This is a genomic window from Pseudomonas sp. HMSC076A11 (assembly GCF_001810205.1).
Classification (GTDB): Bacteria; Pseudomonadota; Gammaproteobacteria; order Pseudomonadales; family Pseudomonadaceae; genus Pseudomonas; species Pseudomonas aeruginosa.
The window spans coordinates 68,081-85,676 of sequence record NZ_KV800282.1 but is presented as its reverse complement, the minus strand read 5'-3'; the positions used below and the strand labels follow the sequence as shown (position 1 = coordinate 85,676).

The following is a 17,596-nucleotide window of genomic DNA, read 5'->3' as shown; positions in this document are numbered from 1 at the left end:
TGTGCAAGGGCGCTGGGCAGCCGAACCTGGCAAAGCTCGCATAATTGGTAAGACCAATTTACAAAAGCGAGAGCTCAGGTTAAGAGTCGAGCGTTCGGCGTGTCAATTTGCCCGTCTACGACTTTTGTCTAAGGATGCTCGTGCGGGGCTCGTGGCGCCTCGCTTGTGGTGCGGGGAGCGGCTCGGTACGCTTCCTCTCTTTTTCGCGCTGGGCGCATGGCAGAGGCTTTGCGACGAAACTTCGGGTAAGGGTGTCGGGATATGGAATTTGGTCAGGTCAGGCAGCGCCGTCTGTCGGATGACATCGTTGCGCAACTGGAGGCGATGATCCTGGAGGGCACGCTGAAGTCCGGCGAGCGGCTGCCCGCCGAGCGCGTGCTTGCCGAGCAGTTCGGGGTTTCCCGGCCGTCGCTGCGCGAGGCGATCCAGAAACTGGTGGCGAAGGGGCTGCTGGTCAGCCGCCAGGGTGGCGGCAACTATGTGACCGAATCGCTGGGTGCGACTTTCAGCGATCCGCTGCTGCACCTGCTGGAAGGTAACCCGGAGGCCCAGCGCGACCTGCTGGAGTTTCGCCACACGCTGGAAGGGTCCTGTGCCTACTACGCGGCGCTGCGTGCGACCTCCCTCGATCACCAGCGCCTGACCGAGGCCTTCGAGGCGCTCCAGGCCTGCTATGCGCGCAACGACCAGGTCAGCGCGGAAGAGGGCGCCGCCGACGCGCGCTTCCACCTGGCGATCGCCGAGGCCAGCCACAACACCGTGCTGCTGCACACCATCAAGGGCCTGTTCGACTTGCTGCGGCGCAACGTGGTGACCAATATCGGCGGGATGTACGCGCAGCGCACGGAAACCCGCGCGCAACTGATGGAGCAGCACCAGCGCCTATACGACGCGATCATCAGCGGTCAGGCGGAGCTGGCCCGGGAGGTGTCCAACCAGCACATCCACTATGTGCAGGAGGTCCTGGCGGAGGTCCAGGAAGAGGCGCGCAGGATGAAGCGCTCGCAGCGCCGGCGCAGCGTGCAGGAAGACTAGCGAGGCGCGTGCAGGGAGGCGCTCAGTCGTCCTTGCCGTGGCGCATGGCGCGTTGGATCTCCCGATCGGAGTCGCGCTCCTTCTCGGTGTGGCGCTTGTCGAAGTCCTTCTTGCCCTTGGCCAGGGCGATCTCGCACTTGACCAGGTGCTTCTTCCAGTACATCGACAGGGCGACGCAGGCGTAGCCCTTCTGTTGCACGGCGCCGAACAGCTTGCCCAGTTCGCGCTTGTGCAGCAGCAGCTTGCGCGTGCGCACCGGGTCGGCGATCACGTGCGTGCTGGCGGTGGTCAGGGGCGTGATGTGGCTGCCGAGCAGCCAGGCCTCGCCATCCTTGAGCAGCACGTAGCTGTCGACCAGTTGGGCCTTGCCGGCGCGCAGGCTTTTCACTTCCCAGCCCGCCAGGGAGACGCCCGCCTCGAAGCGTTGTTCGATGAAATAGTCGTGCAGAGCCTTCTTGTTCTGCGCGATGGTCCCCGAAGGGTGTTTCTTCTGCTTAGCCATAGGCGGCGCATTATAGGGAGTCGCCGGCTTCACCGCTATGGGGCGGCGTCGCGCTTGAGGGATAGAGGTGAATTTCGGACAATGCCCACTCTTTTCCTGGCCGCTGGCCAAGGTTTTGTAAGAAAAGTCTTCAAGTGGCGTCAGGCTGTGCTGAGCGTTTTTCTGCCGAACCCTGGCCCCGGTCGGCGGGCGCAGCGCGCCGCCGTGGCGGATGCCGCCGTCCCGCCGGCTATGCTTGGGGAGTCGCCCGCTCGACAGCAGAAGTGAGAGTTCTATGAGCACCCATATCCAGCGTTCGGCGCTGTTGCCTTATCCCGCCCGCGCGCTGTTCGATCTGGTGAACGACGTGAAGCGCTATCCGGAGTTCCTGCCCTGGTGTTCGGCCAGCCAGGTCCTGGAGGAGAGCGAAAGCCTGATGCGCGCCGAGCTGACCGTGGCCAAGGGTAGCCTCAGCCAGCGCTTCACCACCCGCAACGTGTTGGTGCCGGGAGCTTCCATCGAGATGAACCTGGAAAACGGACCGTTCACCGAACTGCATGGCGTCTGGCAATTCAAGGCGCTGGGCGAGAAGGCCTGCAAGATCACCCTCGACCTGACCTTCGATTACGCCGGGCCGCTGGTCAAGGCGACCCTCGGGCCGCTGTTCACCCAGGCCGCCAACACCATGGTCGACGCGTTCTGCCAGCGCGCCAAGCAACTCTATGGCTGAGATCGCCGTCGAGGTGGTCTACGCGCTGCCGGAGCGACAGGCGTTACTGCGCCTGAGCGTGCCGGCAGGTACCAGCGCACGCGAGGCCGTGCTGCTCTCCGGCATCGGCGAGGCCTTTCCAGGGCTGGATGTGCAAGGTTGCCCGCTGGGTATCTTCGGCAAGCTCCTGGCACGCCCGGAGGAGCGGATGCTGGAGGCTGGCGAGCGGGTGGAGATCTACCGTCCGCTGATCGCCGATCCCAAGGAGGTGCGCAAGCAGCGTGCCGCACGTGCCCGGAGCGAGCGCGAAGGCGGTTAGCCGCGGGGTTTCCTGCGGAAATGAAAAAGCCCGGCGAATGCCGGGCTTTTTCGTGGAACGCCAGCCGTCATTGCGGGCTGGGATCCAGAGGTTCGGGAGTCGGAACCGGTACCGGCTGGGCTTCGTCCACTTCGCGCTGGAGCTGTTCCAGGGTGGAGCCCGGTTTCGGCGGCTCTTCTTTCTGCGCTTCCGGTTTCTGCTGGTCGGCCGGCTGGGTGACGGTGGTGCTGCCTTCCTTGCCGAGGATCGCTTCGTCGCGGCTGACGCCGGGCATGAAGTCGCCGTTCAGGCCGGCCAGCTGGTCGCTGTCGTTGAAGAACAGGCTGACGCGCTCCTGCTGGCGACGACCGCCGCCCGGCTGGATGCTGTAGAGGTAGTCCCAACGATTGGCGTGGAAGGTATCGACGATGAGCGGGTTGCCCATGATAAACCGCACTTGGCGTCGGGTCATTCCGGGACGCAACTGGTCTATCATGTCCTGCGTTACGACGTTGCCTTGCTGGATGTCGATTTTATAGACGCCAGGAAACGAGCAACCGGCGAGTGCGGCAAGCCCCGCGAAAGCGAGACAGGTCAGCATGAGCTTGGCGTTTTGCATCGGTGAGCGACTTCCACTATCTTGGCTGGGCAAATAAAAGCCCGATCATACCCGTATTCCGGGATACTGCGAAACATCCCGCGCTGAGAAAGCAGACATGGTTGAAAATAGCGAACTTCGAAAAGCCGGCCTTAAAGTGACCCTGCCGCGGGTCAAGATCCTGCAGATGCTCGACTCGGCCGAGCAACGCCACATGAGCGCCGAAGACGTGTACAAGGCGCTGATGGAAGCAGGCGAGGACGTGGGCCTGGCAACCGTCTATCGGGTGCTGACCCAGTTCGAGGCCGCCGGCCTGGTGGTGCGTCACAACTTCGATGGCGGCCATGCCGTGTTCGAGCTCGCCGATAGCGGCCACCACGACCACATGGTCTGCGTCGATACCGGCGAGGTGATCGAGTTCATGGATGCGGAAATCGAGAAGCGCCAGAAGGAAATCGTCCGCGAGCGCGGCTTCGAGCTGGTCGATCACAATCTGGTGCTCTACGTGCGCAAGAAGAAGTAGTCGCGCAACGGTTCCATGCGAAAACGGCGACCCTGGGGTCGCCGTTTTCATTTTCCATTGAAGGAACGTTCAGTTCTGGGCGGCCAGGTTGACCAGTTTCTTCGCGTGGGCCAGGGATTCCTTGGTCAGGTCGACGCCGCCGAGCATGCGGGCGATCTCCTCGATCCGCTGGGCCTTGTTCAGGGTGGCGACCGCCGTACGGGTTTCGCTGCTGCCGCGTTCCTTGTGCACGAACAGGTGCTGGTGGCCCTGGGCGGCGACCTGCGGCAAGTGGGTCACGGTGAGGACCTGGCCGCGTTCGCCGAGGCGGCGCAGCAACTGTCCGACCACTTCGGCGGTGGGGCCGCCGATGCCGACGTCGACTTCGTCGAAGACCAGGGTGGGGATGCGCGAGGTCTGTGCCGTGATCACCTGGATCGCCAGGCTGATCCGCGACAGTTCGCCGCCCGAGGCGACCTTGGCCAGCCCTTTCAGCGGCTGCCCGGGGTTGGCGCTGACCAGGAACTCCACGCTTTCCAGTCCGTTGGCCTGCGGCTCGGCGCTGTCGCCGGGATGCAGGACGATGGCGAAGCGCCCCCCGGGCATGCCCAGGCGCTGCATCTCCTGCTCCACGCTGGCGGCAAGAGGTGCGGCCGCGGCCTGGCGCAGGCGGCTCAGTTCTTCGGCTTTTTCCTGGTAATGCCGGGCGTAGGCGGCCAGCTCGTCGCCCAGGCGTCCGACCGCTTCGTCGTCGGCGTTCAGCGCCTCGAGCTCGTCGAACAGGCGCTGCTGCAGGTCGGCCAGTTCGGCGGGCTGGACCCGGTGCTTGCGCGCCAGGGAGTAAATGACGTCCAGGCGCTCCTCGACCTGCTGCTGGCGATTGGGATCGGCATCGAAGTGGTCGACGAAGCGGTTCAGTTCGCCGATCGCCTCCTCGATCTGGATCTGCGCGCTGGACAACAGATTGACCGCTTCGCCGAGAGCGGCGGGCTGGCCGCTGAACGAGGTCAGGCGGTTGAGGCTGGCATTGAGCGCGGAAAGGACGTTGCCGGCATCGCTCTCGCTGCACATTTCCACGACTTGGCGGCAGGCGGCGAGCAGGCTTTCGGCGTTGCTCAGGGTCTTCTGCTCCTGCTCCAGGCTTTCCAGTTCGTTTTCGCCGAGGGACAGGTTTTCCAGTTCTTCCAGCTGGTAGCTGAGCAACTGGTGGCGGGCGCGCTGTTCGTCGCCGCTACGCGACAGGCGTTCGAGTTCCTGACTGGTCTGCTTCCAGCGTTGCGCGGCGAGCTGCACCTGGCGCGCCAGCTCCTGGCAGCCGGCGTACTCGTCGAGCAGGCGCCGGTGGGTCTCGCTCTTCAGCAGCGACTGGTGCTCGTGCTGGCTATGGATGTCGATCAGCAGTTCGCCCAGGCTCTTCAGGTCGCCCAGAGGGCAGGGCGTGCCGTTGATGTAGGCACGCGAGCGACCTTCGGCAGTGATCACCCGGCGCAGGATGCACGGACCGTCCTGTTCCAGGTCGCGCTCGGCGAGCCAGTCGCGGGCCTCGGCGATGGCGCTGACGTCGAAGCTGGCGAGAATGTCGGCCTTGTCCGCTCCGGGACGTACCGCGCCGCTGTCGGCGCGGTCGCCGAGGGTAAGGCCGAGGGCGTCGAGCATGATCGACTTGCCCGCGCCGGTTTCGCCGGTGATCACGCTCATGCCGGTAGCGAGTTCGAGATCCAGGTGCTCGACGATGGCGTAGTTGTGAACGGACAGGTGAACCAGCATGGCGGGCGGCTCCGTGGGTTTTGTCTGGTTATTTATACAGTATTTTTTCCGGCTGGCAATTGCCGCTCGCCCCTTGAACCGTGGAAAGCCGTCCCCATATAGCCGGCAACGTTGCGAACTTATGCGTTCGCCTTGTATTTGCCAGCTTATTTTTGAAGGAGAGTGGCATGGCTGACGAACAGCAGACCCTGGATCAACAGACCCCCGAGCAGCCCACCGGCGCCGCCGAGGACCTGACCGCCCGCGTGCAGGAGCTGGAGGAGCAGTTGGCTGCCGCCCAGGACCAGGCGCTGCGCATGGTCGCGGATCTGCAGAACGTACGCCGGCGTGCGGAGCAGGATGTCGAGAAGGCGCACAAGTTCGCGCTGGAGAAATTCGCCGGCGACCTGCTGGCGGTGGTCGACACCCTCGAGCGCGGCCTGGAGATGTCCGATCCCAACGACGAGGCGATCAAGCCGATGCGCGAAGGGATGGAACTGACCCTGAAGATGTTCGACGACACCCTGCGCCGCTACCAGGTGGAGGCGCTGAACCCGGAAGGCGAGCCTTTCAACCCCGAGCAGCACCAGGCGATGGCCATGCAGGAAAGCGCTTCGGCCGAGCCGGGCAGTGTCCTCAAGGTGTTCCAGAAAGGCTACCTGCTCAACGGCCGCCTGCTGCGTCCGGCGATGGTGGTGGTCAGCAAGGCGCCGGCGGAAACCCCGCCTTCCATCGACGAGCAGGCTTGAAATTCGACGCGACGACCCCATCTGGGTAGTCAACCGAGCACGAGACCCACGGGCGGGTCGCACGGAATCAAAGTTTCTGGAGAGTGAATATGGGCAAAATCATTGGCATCGACCTGGGTACCACCAACTCCTGCGTGGCTATCCTGGAGAACGGTAACGTCAAGGTCATCGAGAACGCCGAGGGCGCGCGTACCACCCCCTCGATCATCGCCTACACCAACGATGGCGAAACCCTGGTGGGCCAGCCGGCCAAGCGCCAGGCGGTCACCAACCCGCAGAACACCCTGTATGCGGTGAAGCGCCTGATCGGCCGTCGCTTCGAAGAGAACGTGGTTCAGAAAGACATCCAGATGGTGCCGTACAGCATCGTCAAGGCCGACAACGGCGACGCCTGGGTAGAAGTGAAGAGCCAGAAGATGGCGCCTCCGCAGATTTCCGCCGAAGTGCTGAAGAAAATGAAGAAGACCGCCGAAGACTACCTCGGCGAGCCGGTCACCGAAGCGGTGATCACCGTTCCGGCCTACTTCAACGACAGCCAGCGCCAGGCCACCAAGGACGCCGGCCGTATCGCCGGCCTTGACGTCAAGCGGATCATCAACGAGCCGACCGCGGCGGCGCTGGCCTACGGCCTGGACAAGGCCAAGGGCGACCACACCGTGATCGTCTATGACCTGGGCGGCGGTACCTTCGACGTGTCGGTGATCGAGATCGCCGAAGTCGACGGCGAGCACCAGTTCGAAGTGCTGGCCACCAACGGCGACACCTTCCTCGGCGGCGAAGACTTCGACATCCGCCTGATCGACTACCTCGTCGACGAGTTCAAGAAGGAAAGCGGCATCAACCTGAAGGGCGACCCGCTGGCCATGCAGCGTCTGAAGGAAGCGGCCGAGAAAGCCAAGATCGAGCTGTCCTCGACCCAGCAGACCGACGTCAACCTGCCGTATGTGACTGCCGACGCGAGCGGTCCGAAGCACCTGAACGTCAAGGTTTCCCGCGCCAAGCTGGAGTCCCTGGTCGAAGACCTGGTGCAGCGCACCATCGAGCCGTGCCGCACCGCGCTGAAGGATGCCGGCCTGGATGTTTCCGATATCCATGAAGTGATCCTGGTCGGCGGCCAGACCCGCATGCCGCTGGTACAGAAGACCGTTGCCGAGTTCTTCGGCAAGGAAGCGCGCAAGGACGTCAACCCGGACGAAGCCGTGGCTGTCGGTGCCGCCATCCAGGGCGCGGTCCTGGCCGGCGATGTGAAGGACGTGCTGCTGCTCGACGTGACCCCGCTGACCCTCGGCATCGAGACCCTGGGCGGTGTGATGACCGGTCTGATCGAGAAGAACACCACCATCCCGACCAAGAAGTCGCAGGTGTTCTCCACCGCCGACGACAACCAGGGCGCGGTGACCATCCACGTGCTGCAGGGCGAGCGCAAGCAGGCCGCGCAGAACAAGTCGCTGGGCAAGTTCGACCTGGCCGACATTCCGCCGGCTCCGCGCGGCGTGCCGCAGATCGAGGTGACCTTCGATATCGATGCCAACGGCATCCTGCACGTCTCGGCGAAGGACAAGGCCACCGGCAAGCAGCAGTCCATCGTGATCAAGGCATCCTCCGGCCTGTCCGAGGATGAGATCCAGCAGATGGTCCGCGATGCCGAGGCGAATGCCGAGGAGGACCGCAAGTTCGAGGAACTGGCTGCCGCTCGCAACCAGGGCGACGCGCTGGTCCACGCGACCCGCAAGATGATCACCGAGGCGGGCGACAAGGCCACCGCCGAGGACAAGGCGACCATCGAGAAGGCGCTGGGCGAGCTGGAAGCGGCGGTGAAGGGCGACGACAAGGCCGAGATCGAGGCCAAGATGAACGCTCTGTCCCAGGCTTCCACCCCGCTGGCGCAGAAGATGTACGCCGAACAGGCCCAGCAGGGCGAAGACGCTCCCCAGGGCGAGCAGGCGAAAGCCGCTGACGACGTGGTGGACGCCGAGTTCGAAGAGGTCAAGGACAACAAGTAAGCCCCGGCTTGCTTCTGCCCCGCGTGCCGGCCAGGCCGGTACGCATGATCCGCCACGCGGGAGCCTGCTCCCGCGTTGGCGTGTCTGGAGGGTCCTTAATTGAGACGGAAAGGTTATGGCGAAACGAGACTTTTACGAGGTTCTGGGGGTTGAGCGTGGCGCCAGCGAGGCGGACCTGAAGAAGGCCTACCGCCGCCTGGCGATGAAATACCACCCGGACCGCAATCCTGGCGACAAGGAAGCCGAGGACAAGTTCAAGGAGGCCAACGAGGCCTACGAGGTCCTCTCCGATGCCAGCAAGCGGGCGGCCTACGACCAGTACGGCCATGCCGGCGTCGATCCGAATATGGGTGGGGGCGCTGGCGCCGGTTTCGGCGGGGCGAGCTTCTCCGACATCTTCGGCGATGTGTTCAGCGATTTCTTCGGTGGCGGCGGTGCCCGCGGTGGCTCGCGCGGCGGCGCGCAGCGCGGCGCGGACCTGCGCTACACCCTGGACCTCGACCTGGAGGAGGCGGTACGTGGCACCACCGTCACCATCCGCGTGCCGACCCTGGTCGGTTGCAAGACCTGCAACGGCAGCGGCGCCAAGCCCGGTACCACACCGGTCACCTGCACCACTTGCGGCGGTATCGGCCAGGTGCGCATGCAGCAGGGCTTCTTCTCGGTCCAGCAGACCTGCCCGCGCTGCCACGGCACCGGCAAGATGATTTCCGATCCCTGTGGCTCCTGCCATGGGCAGGGGCGCGTGGAAGAGCAGAAGACCCTGTCGGTGAAGGTGCCGGCCGGCGTCGACACCGGCGACCGCATCCGCCTCACCGGCGAAGGCGAGGCCGGCAGCATGGGGGGGCCGGCGGGCGACCTGTACGTGGTGGTCAATGTGCGCGAGCACCCGATCTTCCAGCGCGACGGCAAGCATCTGTACTGCGAAGTGCCGATCAGTTTCGCCGACGCTGCGTTGGGTGGCGAGCTGGAAGTGCCGACCCTGGATGGCCGGGTCAAGCTGAAGATTCCGGAAAGCACCCAGACCGGCAAGCTGTTCCGCCTGCGCGGCAAGGGCGTGGCCCCGGTGCGCGGCGGCGGCGCCGGCGACCTGATGTGCAAGGTGGTGGTGGAAACCCCGGTGAACCTGGACAAGCGCCAGCGCGAGCTGCTCGAGGAGTTCCGCAAGTCGTTGCAGAGCGACACCTCGCATTCGCCCAAGGCCAGTGGCTGGTTCGAAGGCATGAAGCGTTTCTTCGACGACCTATAAACAAAAAAAGCCATGGGCGCGGCCTGACAGCCGCGTCCGGGTTCCGCGTGGAGTGGTTTTATGCGACGTATAGCCGTAGTGGGCGCCGCCGGGCGCATGGGCAAGAACCTGATCGAGGCCGTTCAGCAGACCGGCGGTGCCGCCGGGCTGACGGCGGCGGTGGATCGTCCGGATAGCACCCTGGTGGGGGCGGACGCCGGCGAGCTGGCCGGTCTCGGCCGGATCGGCGTGCCGCTGTCCGGGGACCTGGGCAAGGTCTGCGAGGAGTTCGACGTCCTGATCGACTTCACCCATCCCTCCGTAACCCTGAAGAACATCGAGCAGTGCCGCAAGGCGCGCCGGGCGATGGTCATCGGCACCACCGGCTTCAGCGCCGACGAGAAGCTGCTGCTGGCCGAGGCGGCGAAGGATATCCCGATCGTCTTCGCTGCCAACTTCAGCGTCGGCGTGAACCTTTGCCTGAAGCTTCTGGATACCGCGGCACGGGTGCTGGGCGACGAAGTGGATATCGAGATCATCGAGGCCCATCACCGGCACAAGGTCGATGCGCCGTCCGGCACCGCCTTGCGCATGGGCGAGGTGGTAGCCCAGGCGCTCGGTCGGGACCTTCAGGAAGTGGCGGTCTACGGACGCGAGGGGCAGACCGGCGCGCGGGCGCGGGAAACCATCGGCTTCGCCACCGTGCGCGCCGGCGACGTGGTGGGCGACCACACCGTGCTGTTCGCCGCCGAGGGCGAGCGCGTGGAGATCACCCACAAGGCTTCCAGTCGCATGACCTTCGCCCGTGGCGCGGTGCGTGCGGCGCTGTGGCTGGAGGGCAAAGAGAATGGCCTGTACGACATGCAGGATGTGCTCGGTCTACGCTGAGACGCTGCCGCACGTCGTCTTATTGGTGGACCGGAATGTCGCGATTCTGTAAACTACAGCTTTAGTGTGTCCACTAAAAGCAGCGCAGCATGAATCGAAAAAAAGCGGGATGACTCTTCACGGTGTCATCCCGCTTTTTTACACCTGCGCGACCAGTCAGGCTTGATTTACGGGAGGTCTTCTTGACTAAGCCAGCCATACTTGCACTTGCCGACGGCAGCATTTTTCGCGGTGAAGCCATCGGTGCCGACGGCCAGACCGTTGGCGAGGTGGTGTTCAACACCGCCATGACCGGCTACCAGGAAATCCTTACCGATCCTTCCTACGCCCAGCAGATCGTCACCCTGACCTACCCGCACATCGGCAATACCGGTACCACCCCGGAAGACGCCGAGGCCAACCGTGTCTGGGCCGCCGGCCTGATCATTCGCGACCTGCCGCTGATCGCCAGCAACTGGCGCAGCAAGCAGTCGCTGCCTGACTACCTGAAAGCCAACGGCACCGTCGCCATCGCCGGCATCGATACCCGTCGCCTGACTCGCATCCTCCGCGAGAAGGGTTCGCAGAACGGCTGCATCCTGGCTGGTGCCGACGCTACCGAGGAACGCGCGCTGGAGCTGGCTCGCGCCTTCCCCGGCCTGAAGGGCATGGACCTGGCCAAGGAGGTCACCACCGCCGAGCGCTACGAGTGGCGCTCCAGCGTCTGGAACCTGGAAAGCGACAGTCACCCGGAGATCCCGGCCGGTGAACTGCCGTATCACGTGGTGGCCTACGACTACGGCGTGAAGCTGAACATCCTGCGCATGCTGGTGGCGCGCGGCTGCCGCCTGACCGTGGTGCCGGCGCAGACACCGGCCAGCGAAGTGCTGGCGCTGAACCCTGACGGCATCTTCCTTTCCAACGGCCCCGGCGACCCCGAACCGTGCGACTACGCGATCCAGGCGATCCGCGAATTCCTCGATACCGAGATCCCGGTGTTCGGCATCTGCCTCGGCCATCAGTTGCTGGCCCTGGCCTCTGGCGCCAAGACCCTGAAGATGGGCCACGGCCACCACGGCGCCAACCACCCGGTGCAGGACCTGGACAGCGGCGTGGTGATGATCACCAGCCAGAACCACGGTTTCGCGGTCGACGAGAGCCCCTTGCCGGACAACCTGCGAGCCACTCACAAGTCGCTGTTCGACGGTACCCTGCAGGGTATCGAGCGCACCGACAAGGTCGCTTTCAGCTTCCAGGGCCACCCCGAGGCGAGCCCCGGTCCGCATGACGTCGCCCCGCTGTTCGACCGCTTCATCTCGGCGATGGCCGAGCGTCGCTGAGGAGCAGAGCCATGCCGACCCTGGGGATAACCGATTTCTGGACCTACGTGCTGGGTGTGGTTTTCGTGATCCTGTTGCCCGGGCCGAACTCGTTGTTCGTCCTCGCGACTTCGGCCCAGCGTGGCGTGGCGACCGGCTACCGGGCCGCCTGCGGCGTGTTCCTCGGCGACGCGGTGCTGATGCTGCTGTCGGCCCTTGGCGTGGCGTCCCTGCTGAAGGCCGAGCCGATGCTGTTCATCGGCCTGAAGTACCTCGGTGCGGCCTACCTGTTCTATCTCGGCGTCGGCATGCTGCGGGGCGCCTGGCGCAAGCTGCGCAATCCCGAAGCGACGGCGGCGCAGGCCGAACAGGTGGATGTCCACCAGCCGTTCCGCAAGGCGCTGCTGCTCAGCCTGTCGAATCCCAAGGCGATCCTGTTCTTCATCTCCTTCTTCATCCAGTTCGTCGATCCCGGCTATGCCTATCCGGGCCTGTCGTTCCTGGTGCTGGCGGTGATCCTGGAACTGGTCAGCGCCCTTTACCTGAGCTTCCTGATTTTCACCGGTGTGCGGCTGGCGGCCTGGTTCCGCCGGCGGCAGCGGTTGGCTGCCGGCGCCACTTCGGGCGTCGGCGCCCTGTTCGTCGGCTTTGGTGTGAAGCTGGCCACCGCAACCCTGTCCTGATTATTGCAACGAGAGTCCCATGCCAAAACGTACAGACATAAAGAGCATCCTGATCCTCGGTGCCGGCCCCATCGTGATTGGCCAGGCCTGCGAATTCGACTACTCCGGCGCCCAGGCCTGCAAGGCCCTGCGCGAGGAGGGCTACCGCGTCATCCTGGTGAACTCCAACCCCGCGACCATCATGACCGACCCGGCGATGGCCGACGCGACCTACATCGAGCCGATCAAGTGGGCCACCGTGGCCAAGATCATCGAGAAGGAACGCCCCGACGCGCTGCTGCCGACCATGGGCGGCCAGACTGCGCTGAACTGCGCCCTGGACCTGGAGCGCCACGGCGTGCTGGAGAAGTTCGGCGTGGAGATGATCGGCGCCAATGCCGATACCATCGACAAGGCCGAGGATCGCTCGCGCTTCGACAAGGCGATGAAGGATATCGGCCTGGCCTGTCCGCGCTCGGGCATCGCCCACAGCATGGAGGAGGCCTACGGCGTGCTCGAGCAGGTCGGCTTCCCCTGCATCATCCGTCCGTCCTTCACCATGGGCGGCACCGGCGGCGGTATCGCCTACAACCGTGAAGAGTTCGAAGAGATCTGCGCCCGTGGCCTCGACCTGTCGCCGACCAACGAGCTGCTGATCGACGAGTCGCTGATCGGCTGGAAGGAATACGAGATGGAGGTGGTCCGCGACAAGAAGGACAACTGCATCATCGTCTGCTCCATCGAGAACTTCGACCCGATGGGCGTGCACACCGGTGACTCGATCACCGTGGCACCGGCGCAGACCCTGACCGACAAGGAATACCAGATCATGCGCAACGCCTCGCTGGCGGTATTGCGCGAGATCGGCGTGGAAACCGGCGGTTCCAACGTGCAGTTCGGCATCTGCCCGAACACCGGGCGCATGGTGGTGATCGAGATGAACCCGCGGGTTTCCCGCTCCTCGGCCCTGGCCTCCAAGGCCACCGGTTTCCCGATCGCCAAGATCGCCGCCAAGCTGGCGGTCGGCTACACCCTCGACGAACTGCAGAACGACATCACCGGCGGTCGCACCCCGGCGTCGTTCGAGCCGGCCATCGACTACGTGGTGACCAAGATCCCGCGCTTCGCCTTCGAGAAATTCCCGAAAGCCGATGCCCGCCTGACCACCCAGATGAAGTCGGTCGGCGAAGTCATGGCCATCGGCCGGACCTTCCAGGAGTCGGTGCAGAAAGCCTTGCGCGGCCTGGAAGTCGGCGCCACCGGCTTCGATCCGAAGCTCGACCTGAACGACCCGGAGGCCGACAGCATCCTCAAGCGCGAGCTGACCGTGCCCAGCGCCGAGCGTGTCTGGTACGTCGCCGACGCCTTCCGCGCCGGCAAGAGCGTCGAGGAAGTGTTCGAGCTGACCCGCATCGACGAATGGTTCCTGGTGCAGATCGAGGACCTGGTCAAGGACGAGGAGAAGGTCAAGACCCTCGGCCTGTCCTCCATCGATCGCGAGCTGATGTACAAGCTCAAGCGCAAGGGCTTCTCCGACGCGCGCCTGGCCAAGCTGCTCGGCGTCACCGAGAAGAACCTGCGCAGCCATCGCCACAAGCTGAAGGTACTGCCGGTCTACAAGCGCGTCGATACCTGCGCCGCCGAGTTCGCCACCGACACCGCCTACATGTATTCGACCTATGAGGAAGAGTGCGAGGCCAACCCGTCGAGCCGCGAGAAGATCATGATCCTCGGCGGCGGTCCGAACCGCATCGGCCAGGGCATCGAGTTCGACTACTGCTGCGTGCACGCGGCGCTGGCGATGCGCGAAGACGGCTACGAGACCATCATGGTCAACTGCAACCCGGAAACCGTCTCCACCGACTATGACACCTCCGACCGCCTGTACTTCGAGCCGGTGACCCTCGAGGACGTCCTTGAGATCGTCCGCGTCGAGCAGCCCAAGGGCGTGATCGTCCAGTACGGCGGCCAGACCCCGCTGAAGCTCTGCCGCGCCCTCGAAGAGGCCGGCGTGCCGATCATCGGCACCAGCCCGGACGCCATCGACCGTGCCGAAGACCGCGAGCGCTTCCAGCAGATGGTCCAGCGCCTGAACCTGCGCCAGCCGGCCAACGCCACCGCGCGCAGCGAAGACGAGGCCCTGGCCGCGTCCAAGGCCATCGGATATCCGCTGGTGGTTCGCCCGTCCTACGTGCTGGGCGGGCGGGCGATGGAAATCGTCTACCAGGAAGAAGAACTCAAGCGCTACATGCGCGAGGCGGTGCAGGTTTCCAACGACAGCCCGGTGCTGCTCGACCACTTCCTCAACTGCGCCATCGAAGTCGACATCGACGCGGTATGCGACGGCGAGATCGTGGTGATCGGCGCGATCATGCAGCACATCGAGCAGGCTGGCGTTCACTCCGGCGACTCCGCCTGTTCGCTGCCGCCGTACTCGCTGCCGCAGCACATCCAGGACGAGATCCGCGAGCAGGTCAAGAAAATGGCCCTGGAGCTTGGCGTGGTCGGCCTCATGAACGTGCAGATGGCGGTGCAGGGCGAGGATATCTTCGTCATCGAGGTCAATCCGCGCGCCTCGCGTACCGTGCCGTTCGTCTCCAAGTGCGTCGGCGAGTCGCTGGCCAAGGTCGCCGCCCGCGTCATGGCCGGCAAGACCCTGGCCGAGGTCGGCTTCACCCAGGAAATCATCCCGCCGTTCTTTAGCGTCAAGGAAGCGGTGTTCCCGTTCGCCAAGTTCCCCGGCGTCGATCCGATCCTCGGCCCGGAAATGAAGTCCACTGGTGAAGTGATGGGCGTCGGTGATAGCTTTGCCGAAGCCTTTGCCAAGGCTCAGTTGGGGGCCAGCGAAATCCTCCCGACCGCCGGTTGCGCCTTCATCAGCGTCCGCGAAGACGACAAGCCGTTCGCCGCCCAGGTGGCTGGCGACCTGGTCGCGCTGGGCTTCGAAGTGGTAGCCACCGCCGGTACCGCGCGTGTCATCGAGGCCGCGGGCCTGCCGGTGCGTCGCGTGAACAAGGTGACCGAAGGTCGCCCGCACGTGGTGGACATGATCAAGAACGACGAGGTCACCCTGATCATCAACACCACCGAGGGCCGGCAGTCCATCGCTGACTCCTACTCCATTCGTCGAAACGCCCTGCAGCACAAGATCTGCTGCACCACCACCATTGCGGGTGGGCAGGCGATCTGTGAGGCGCTCAAGTTCGGTCCCGAGAAGACCGTTCGGCGTCTGCAGGATCTCCACGCAGGAATCAAGGCATGAGCAAGTTCCCCATGACCGTCCAGGGCGCCCGCGCCCTGGAAGAAGAAGTGAAACACCTGAAGGGCGTGCTGCGCCCGCAGATCAGCCAGGCCATCGCCGAAGCGCGTGAACTGGGCGACCTCAAGGAAAACGCCGAGTACCATGCGGCGCGCGAACAGCAGGGCATGGTCGAGGCGCGTATCCGCGACATCGAGGCCAAGCTGTCCAACGCCCAGGTCATCGATGTCACTGCCATCCCGCACAGCGGCAAGGTGATCTTCGGCACCACCGTCGACATCGCCAACGTCGAGACCGACGAGACCGTGACCTACCAGATCGTCGGCGACGACGAGGCGGATATCAAGGGTGGCAAGATCTCGGTGAATTCGCCGATCGCCCGTGCGCTGATCGGCAAGACCGAGGGCGATGCCGTGCTGGTGAGAACCCCGGGCGGCGACGTCGAGTACGAGATCGTCGAGGTTCGCCATATCTAAGCGCGCTCCGTTGCGCGCAGGCGCGATCAGTTGGCTGCTGGCCCAGACGTTCTGGGTCGGCGGCCTCTGGTTGCTGCAGTTCGTGGTCCTGCCTGCGTTGGCCAAGACCGGACTGGCGCCGCTGCTGGTGGAAACCGTAGCCGCGGCGTTGACGCCGCTGCTGATAGGCTTCGCCGGATTCTGTGCGGTGCTGCAGGCGCTGGTGTTGGTGTCGAGCCACGGGCCGAGGAGCCTTTGGCGAGACCTTCGCGGTCAGTTGTTGCTCGCCGTCGCGCTGCTCTGCCTGGTGTATTTCCTGGTGCGTGGGCTGGCGCCCGAGGCGGTGCGCTGGCTGCTGTTCAACTACCTGGCGGTGGCGATGTGTGGCCTGCTGCTGGTGTTGCAGCCGGTACCGGGGCGGGACGAGGAAGGCGTCTGAACCAGGTCGGGAAGTTTCCCGACCTTGGTTGGATGGGGCATCAGATGCCGGCGAAACGGCTGATGTTCGAGAGATTCTTGTTCGGCTTCGGGTTCTTCCGATAAACCAGCGCCATCTTGCCGATGCTTTGCACCAGGTCGCTGCGCGACTGCGCGCAGAGTTCGTCGAGCAGGGCGCGGCGATCGTCGCGCTCGGCCAGCGCCAGTTTCACCTTGATCAGTTCGTGATCGTTGAGTGCGCGCTCGAGTTCGGCGAGAACGCCTTCGGTCAAGCCGTTCTCGGCTACGATCAATACCGGTTTCAGGTGGTGACCGATAGATTTGAACTGTTTCTTCTGCTCTTGAGTGAGCGCCATAATCAGACCCCTGGGAAAAAGTCGTCTATTTTACCCCAGTTTTAGTCCAAGTGATGCTGCCCCCGCCGACCGGGGGTGCCCGAAGAGGTATTCCGTGGCCCGCTCCAAAACCAGCCAGCGTTGGCTGAAAGAACATTTCGACGATCCCTACGTGAAGATGGCCCAGCGCGATGGCTATCGCTCGCGTGCCAGCTACAAGCTGCTGGAGATCCAGGAGAAGGACCGCATCCTGCGTCCGGGCATGACCGTGGTCGACCTGGGCGCCGCGCCGGGCGGGTGGTCGCAGGTCACCAGCCGGGTGATCGGCGACCGTGGCCGGCTGATCGCTTCGGACATCCTCGAGATGGACAGCATCCCCGACGTCACCTTCATCCAGGGCGACTTCACCGAGGACGCGGTGTTCGCGCGGATCCTCGAGGCGATCGGCGATCATCCGGTAGACCTTGTGATTTCCGATATGGCCCCCAATATGAGTGGAGTGCGGGCCGCCGACCAGCCGCGCGCCATGTATCTCTGCGAACTGGCGCTGGACCTGGCCGGCCGTGTGCTGCGGCCGGGCGGCGATTTCCTGATCAAGATCTTCCAGGGCGAAGGTTTCGACCAGTACCACAAGCAGGCCCGGGAAATGTTCGACAAGGTACAGATGCGCAAGCCCCTGTCGTCGCGTGATCGTTCGCGGGAACAGTATCTGCTCGCACGCGGCTTTCGCGGGGAATAGACTGGAATGATTGTCCCTATAGCCTGTCTATTGGTCGATGACCTGTTGTGCCGGGACGGGCGAGGGTTCATAAAGGGTTACAGACAACGCCTGCGTGCGCGGGCGCTTGTGTAGTACTTTTGGCCGGAAGGAGTCTGGCCGTCGTGTGAAGCGGTTTCCAGGACGGAGCCGGC

General features: G+C 64.4%; 18 protein-coding genes. 14 read left to right on the top strand and 4 right to left on the bottom strand.

Features of this window, described 5'->3' with window-relative positions; translation table 11 throughout:
• Positions 1-261: 261 nt before the first annotated feature.
• Positions 262-1,035, top strand: a complete 774-nt coding sequence (locus tag HMPREF2716_RS06680) for an FCD domain-containing protein (RefSeq protein WP_003095221.1) — start codon at positions 262-264, stop codon at positions 1,033-1,035.
• Positions 1,036-1,057: 22 nt separating this feature from the next.
• Here HMPREF2716_RS06680 and smpB read toward each other — a convergent pair whose 3' ends face one another.
• Positions 1,058-1,537, bottom strand: a complete 480-nt coding sequence (smpB, locus tag HMPREF2716_RS06675; RefSeq protein ID WP_070621841.1) for an SsrA-binding protein SmpB — start codon at positions 1,535-1,537, stop codon at positions 1,058-1,060.
• 274 nt (positions 1,538-1,811) lie between these two features.
• Here smpB and HMPREF2716_RS06670 point away from each other — a divergent pair, with 274 nt between their 5' ends.
• Complete coding sequence (locus tag HMPREF2716_RS06670; protein ID WP_003100497.1) at positions 1,812-2,246, top strand: type II toxin-antitoxin system RatA family toxin; 435 nt, start codon at positions 1,812-1,814, stop codon at positions 2,244-2,246.
• The gene (locus tag HMPREF2716_RS06665) at positions 2,239-2,544 is read left to right on the top strand and encodes an RnfH family protein (protein ID WP_003100502.1); all 306 of its coding nucleotides are present in this window, start codon (positions 2,239-2,241) and stop codon (positions 2,542-2,544) included. Before HMPREF2716_RS06670 ends, HMPREF2716_RS06665 begins: the two co-directional genes overlap by 8 nt.
• A gap of 67 nt (positions 2,545-2,611) precedes the next feature.
• Here HMPREF2716_RS06665 and HMPREF2716_RS06660 read toward each other — a convergent pair whose 3' ends face one another.
• Positions 2,612-3,142, bottom strand: a complete 531-nt coding sequence (locus HMPREF2716_RS06660) for an outer membrane protein assembly factor BamE (protein ID WP_003113904.1) — start codon at positions 3,140-3,142, stop codon at positions 2,612-2,614.
• 97 nt (positions 3,143-3,239) lie between these two features.
• Between HMPREF2716_RS06660 and fur the strand changes: the two genes are divergently transcribed.
• Positions 3,240-3,644, top strand: coding sequence for a ferric iron uptake transcriptional regulator (gene fur / locus HMPREF2716_RS06655; RefSeq protein WP_003095216.1), 405 nt, complete (start codon positions 3,240-3,242; stop codon positions 3,642-3,644).
• A gap of 69 nt (positions 3,645-3,713) precedes the next feature.
• Here fur and recN read toward each other — a convergent pair whose 3' ends face one another.
• Positions 3,714-5,390 carry a DNA repair protein RecN gene (recN, locus tag HMPREF2716_RS06650; protein WP_023518121.1) on the bottom strand — a complete coding sequence of 559 codons (1,677 nt, stop codon included), beginning with the start codon at positions 5,388-5,390 and terminating at the stop codon, positions 3,714-3,716.
• A gap of 167 nt (positions 5,391-5,557) precedes the next feature.
• Between recN and grpE the strand changes: the two genes are divergently transcribed.
• From grpE to HMPREF2716_RS06605, 9 genes are all read left to right on the top strand, one after another.
• The gene (grpE, locus tag HMPREF2716_RS06645) at positions 5,558-6,118 is read left to right on the top strand and encodes a nucleotide exchange factor GrpE (protein ID WP_003095213.1); all 561 of its coding nucleotides are present in this window, start codon (positions 5,558-5,560) and stop codon (positions 6,116-6,118) included.
• Between the two features lie 89 nt (positions 6,119-6,207).
• Positions 6,208-8,121, top strand: a complete 1,914-nt coding sequence (gene dnaK / locus HMPREF2716_RS06640; protein ID WP_070621840.1) for a molecular chaperone DnaK — start codon at positions 6,208-6,210, stop codon at positions 8,119-8,121.
• Between the two features lie 115 nt (positions 8,122-8,236).
• Positions 8,237-9,370, top strand: a complete 1,134-nt coding sequence (gene dnaJ / locus HMPREF2716_RS06635) for a molecular chaperone DnaJ (protein WP_003095211.1) — start codon at positions 8,237-8,239, stop codon at positions 9,368-9,370.
• Between the two features lie 60 nt (positions 9,371-9,430).
• Positions 9,431-10,237, top strand: coding sequence for a 4-hydroxy-tetrahydrodipicolinate reductase (gene dapB / locus HMPREF2716_RS06630; RefSeq protein WP_003095210.1), 807 nt, complete (start codon positions 9,431-9,433; stop codon positions 10,235-10,237).
• A gap of 182 nt (positions 10,238-10,419) precedes the next feature.
• Complete coding sequence (gene carA, locus HMPREF2716_RS06625) at positions 10,420-11,556, top strand: glutamine-hydrolyzing carbamoyl-phosphate synthase small subunit (RefSeq protein ID WP_070621839.1); 1,137 nt, start codon at positions 10,420-10,422, stop codon at positions 11,554-11,556.
• Positions 11,557-11,567: 11 nt separating this feature from the next.
• Positions 11,568-12,218, top strand: a complete 651-nt coding sequence (gene leuE, locus HMPREF2716_RS06620; RefSeq protein WP_003095208.1) for a leucine efflux protein LeuE — start codon at positions 11,568-11,570, stop codon at positions 12,216-12,218.
• Positions 12,219-12,237: 19 nt separating this feature from the next.
• Entirely contained in the window at positions 12,238-15,459 is a 3,222-nt protein-coding gene (gene carB / locus HMPREF2716_RS06615; protein ID WP_003095207.1) for a carbamoyl-phosphate synthase large subunit, read from the top strand.
• Positions 15,456-15,932, top strand: coding sequence for a transcription elongation factor GreA (greA, locus tag HMPREF2716_RS06610; RefSeq protein ID WP_003095206.1), 477 nt, complete (start codon positions 15,456-15,458; stop codon positions 15,930-15,932). The genes carB and greA overlap by 4 nt, the downstream gene beginning before the upstream one ends.
• 10 nt (positions 15,933-15,942) lie before the next feature.
• Positions 15,943-16,350 carry a DUF4149 domain-containing protein gene (locus tag HMPREF2716_RS06605; RefSeq protein ID WP_003109321.1) on the top strand — a complete coding sequence of 136 codons (408 nt, stop codon included), beginning with the start codon at positions 15,943-15,945 and terminating at the stop codon, positions 16,348-16,350.
• Between the two features lie 40 nt (positions 16,351-16,390).
• Here the strand turns inward: HMPREF2716_RS06605 and yhbY are convergent, their stop codons facing one another.
• On the bottom strand, positions 16,391-16,705 hold the full coding sequence (yhbY, locus tag HMPREF2716_RS06600; protein ID WP_003095204.1) for a ribosome assembly RNA-binding protein YhbY: 315 nt from the start codon (positions 16,703-16,705) through the stop codon (positions 16,391-16,393).
• A 94-nt stretch (positions 16,706-16,799) separates the two neighbouring features.
• Here yhbY and rlmE point away from each other — a divergent pair, with 94 nt between their 5' ends.
• The gene (rlmE, locus tag HMPREF2716_RS06595; protein WP_003095202.1) at positions 16,800-17,423 is read left to right on the top strand and encodes a 23S rRNA (uridine(2552)-2'-O)-methyltransferase RlmE; all 624 of its coding nucleotides are present in this window, start codon (positions 16,800-16,802) and stop codon (positions 17,421-17,423) included.
• The last annotated feature ends 173 nt before the right edge of the window (positions 17,424-17,596 follow it).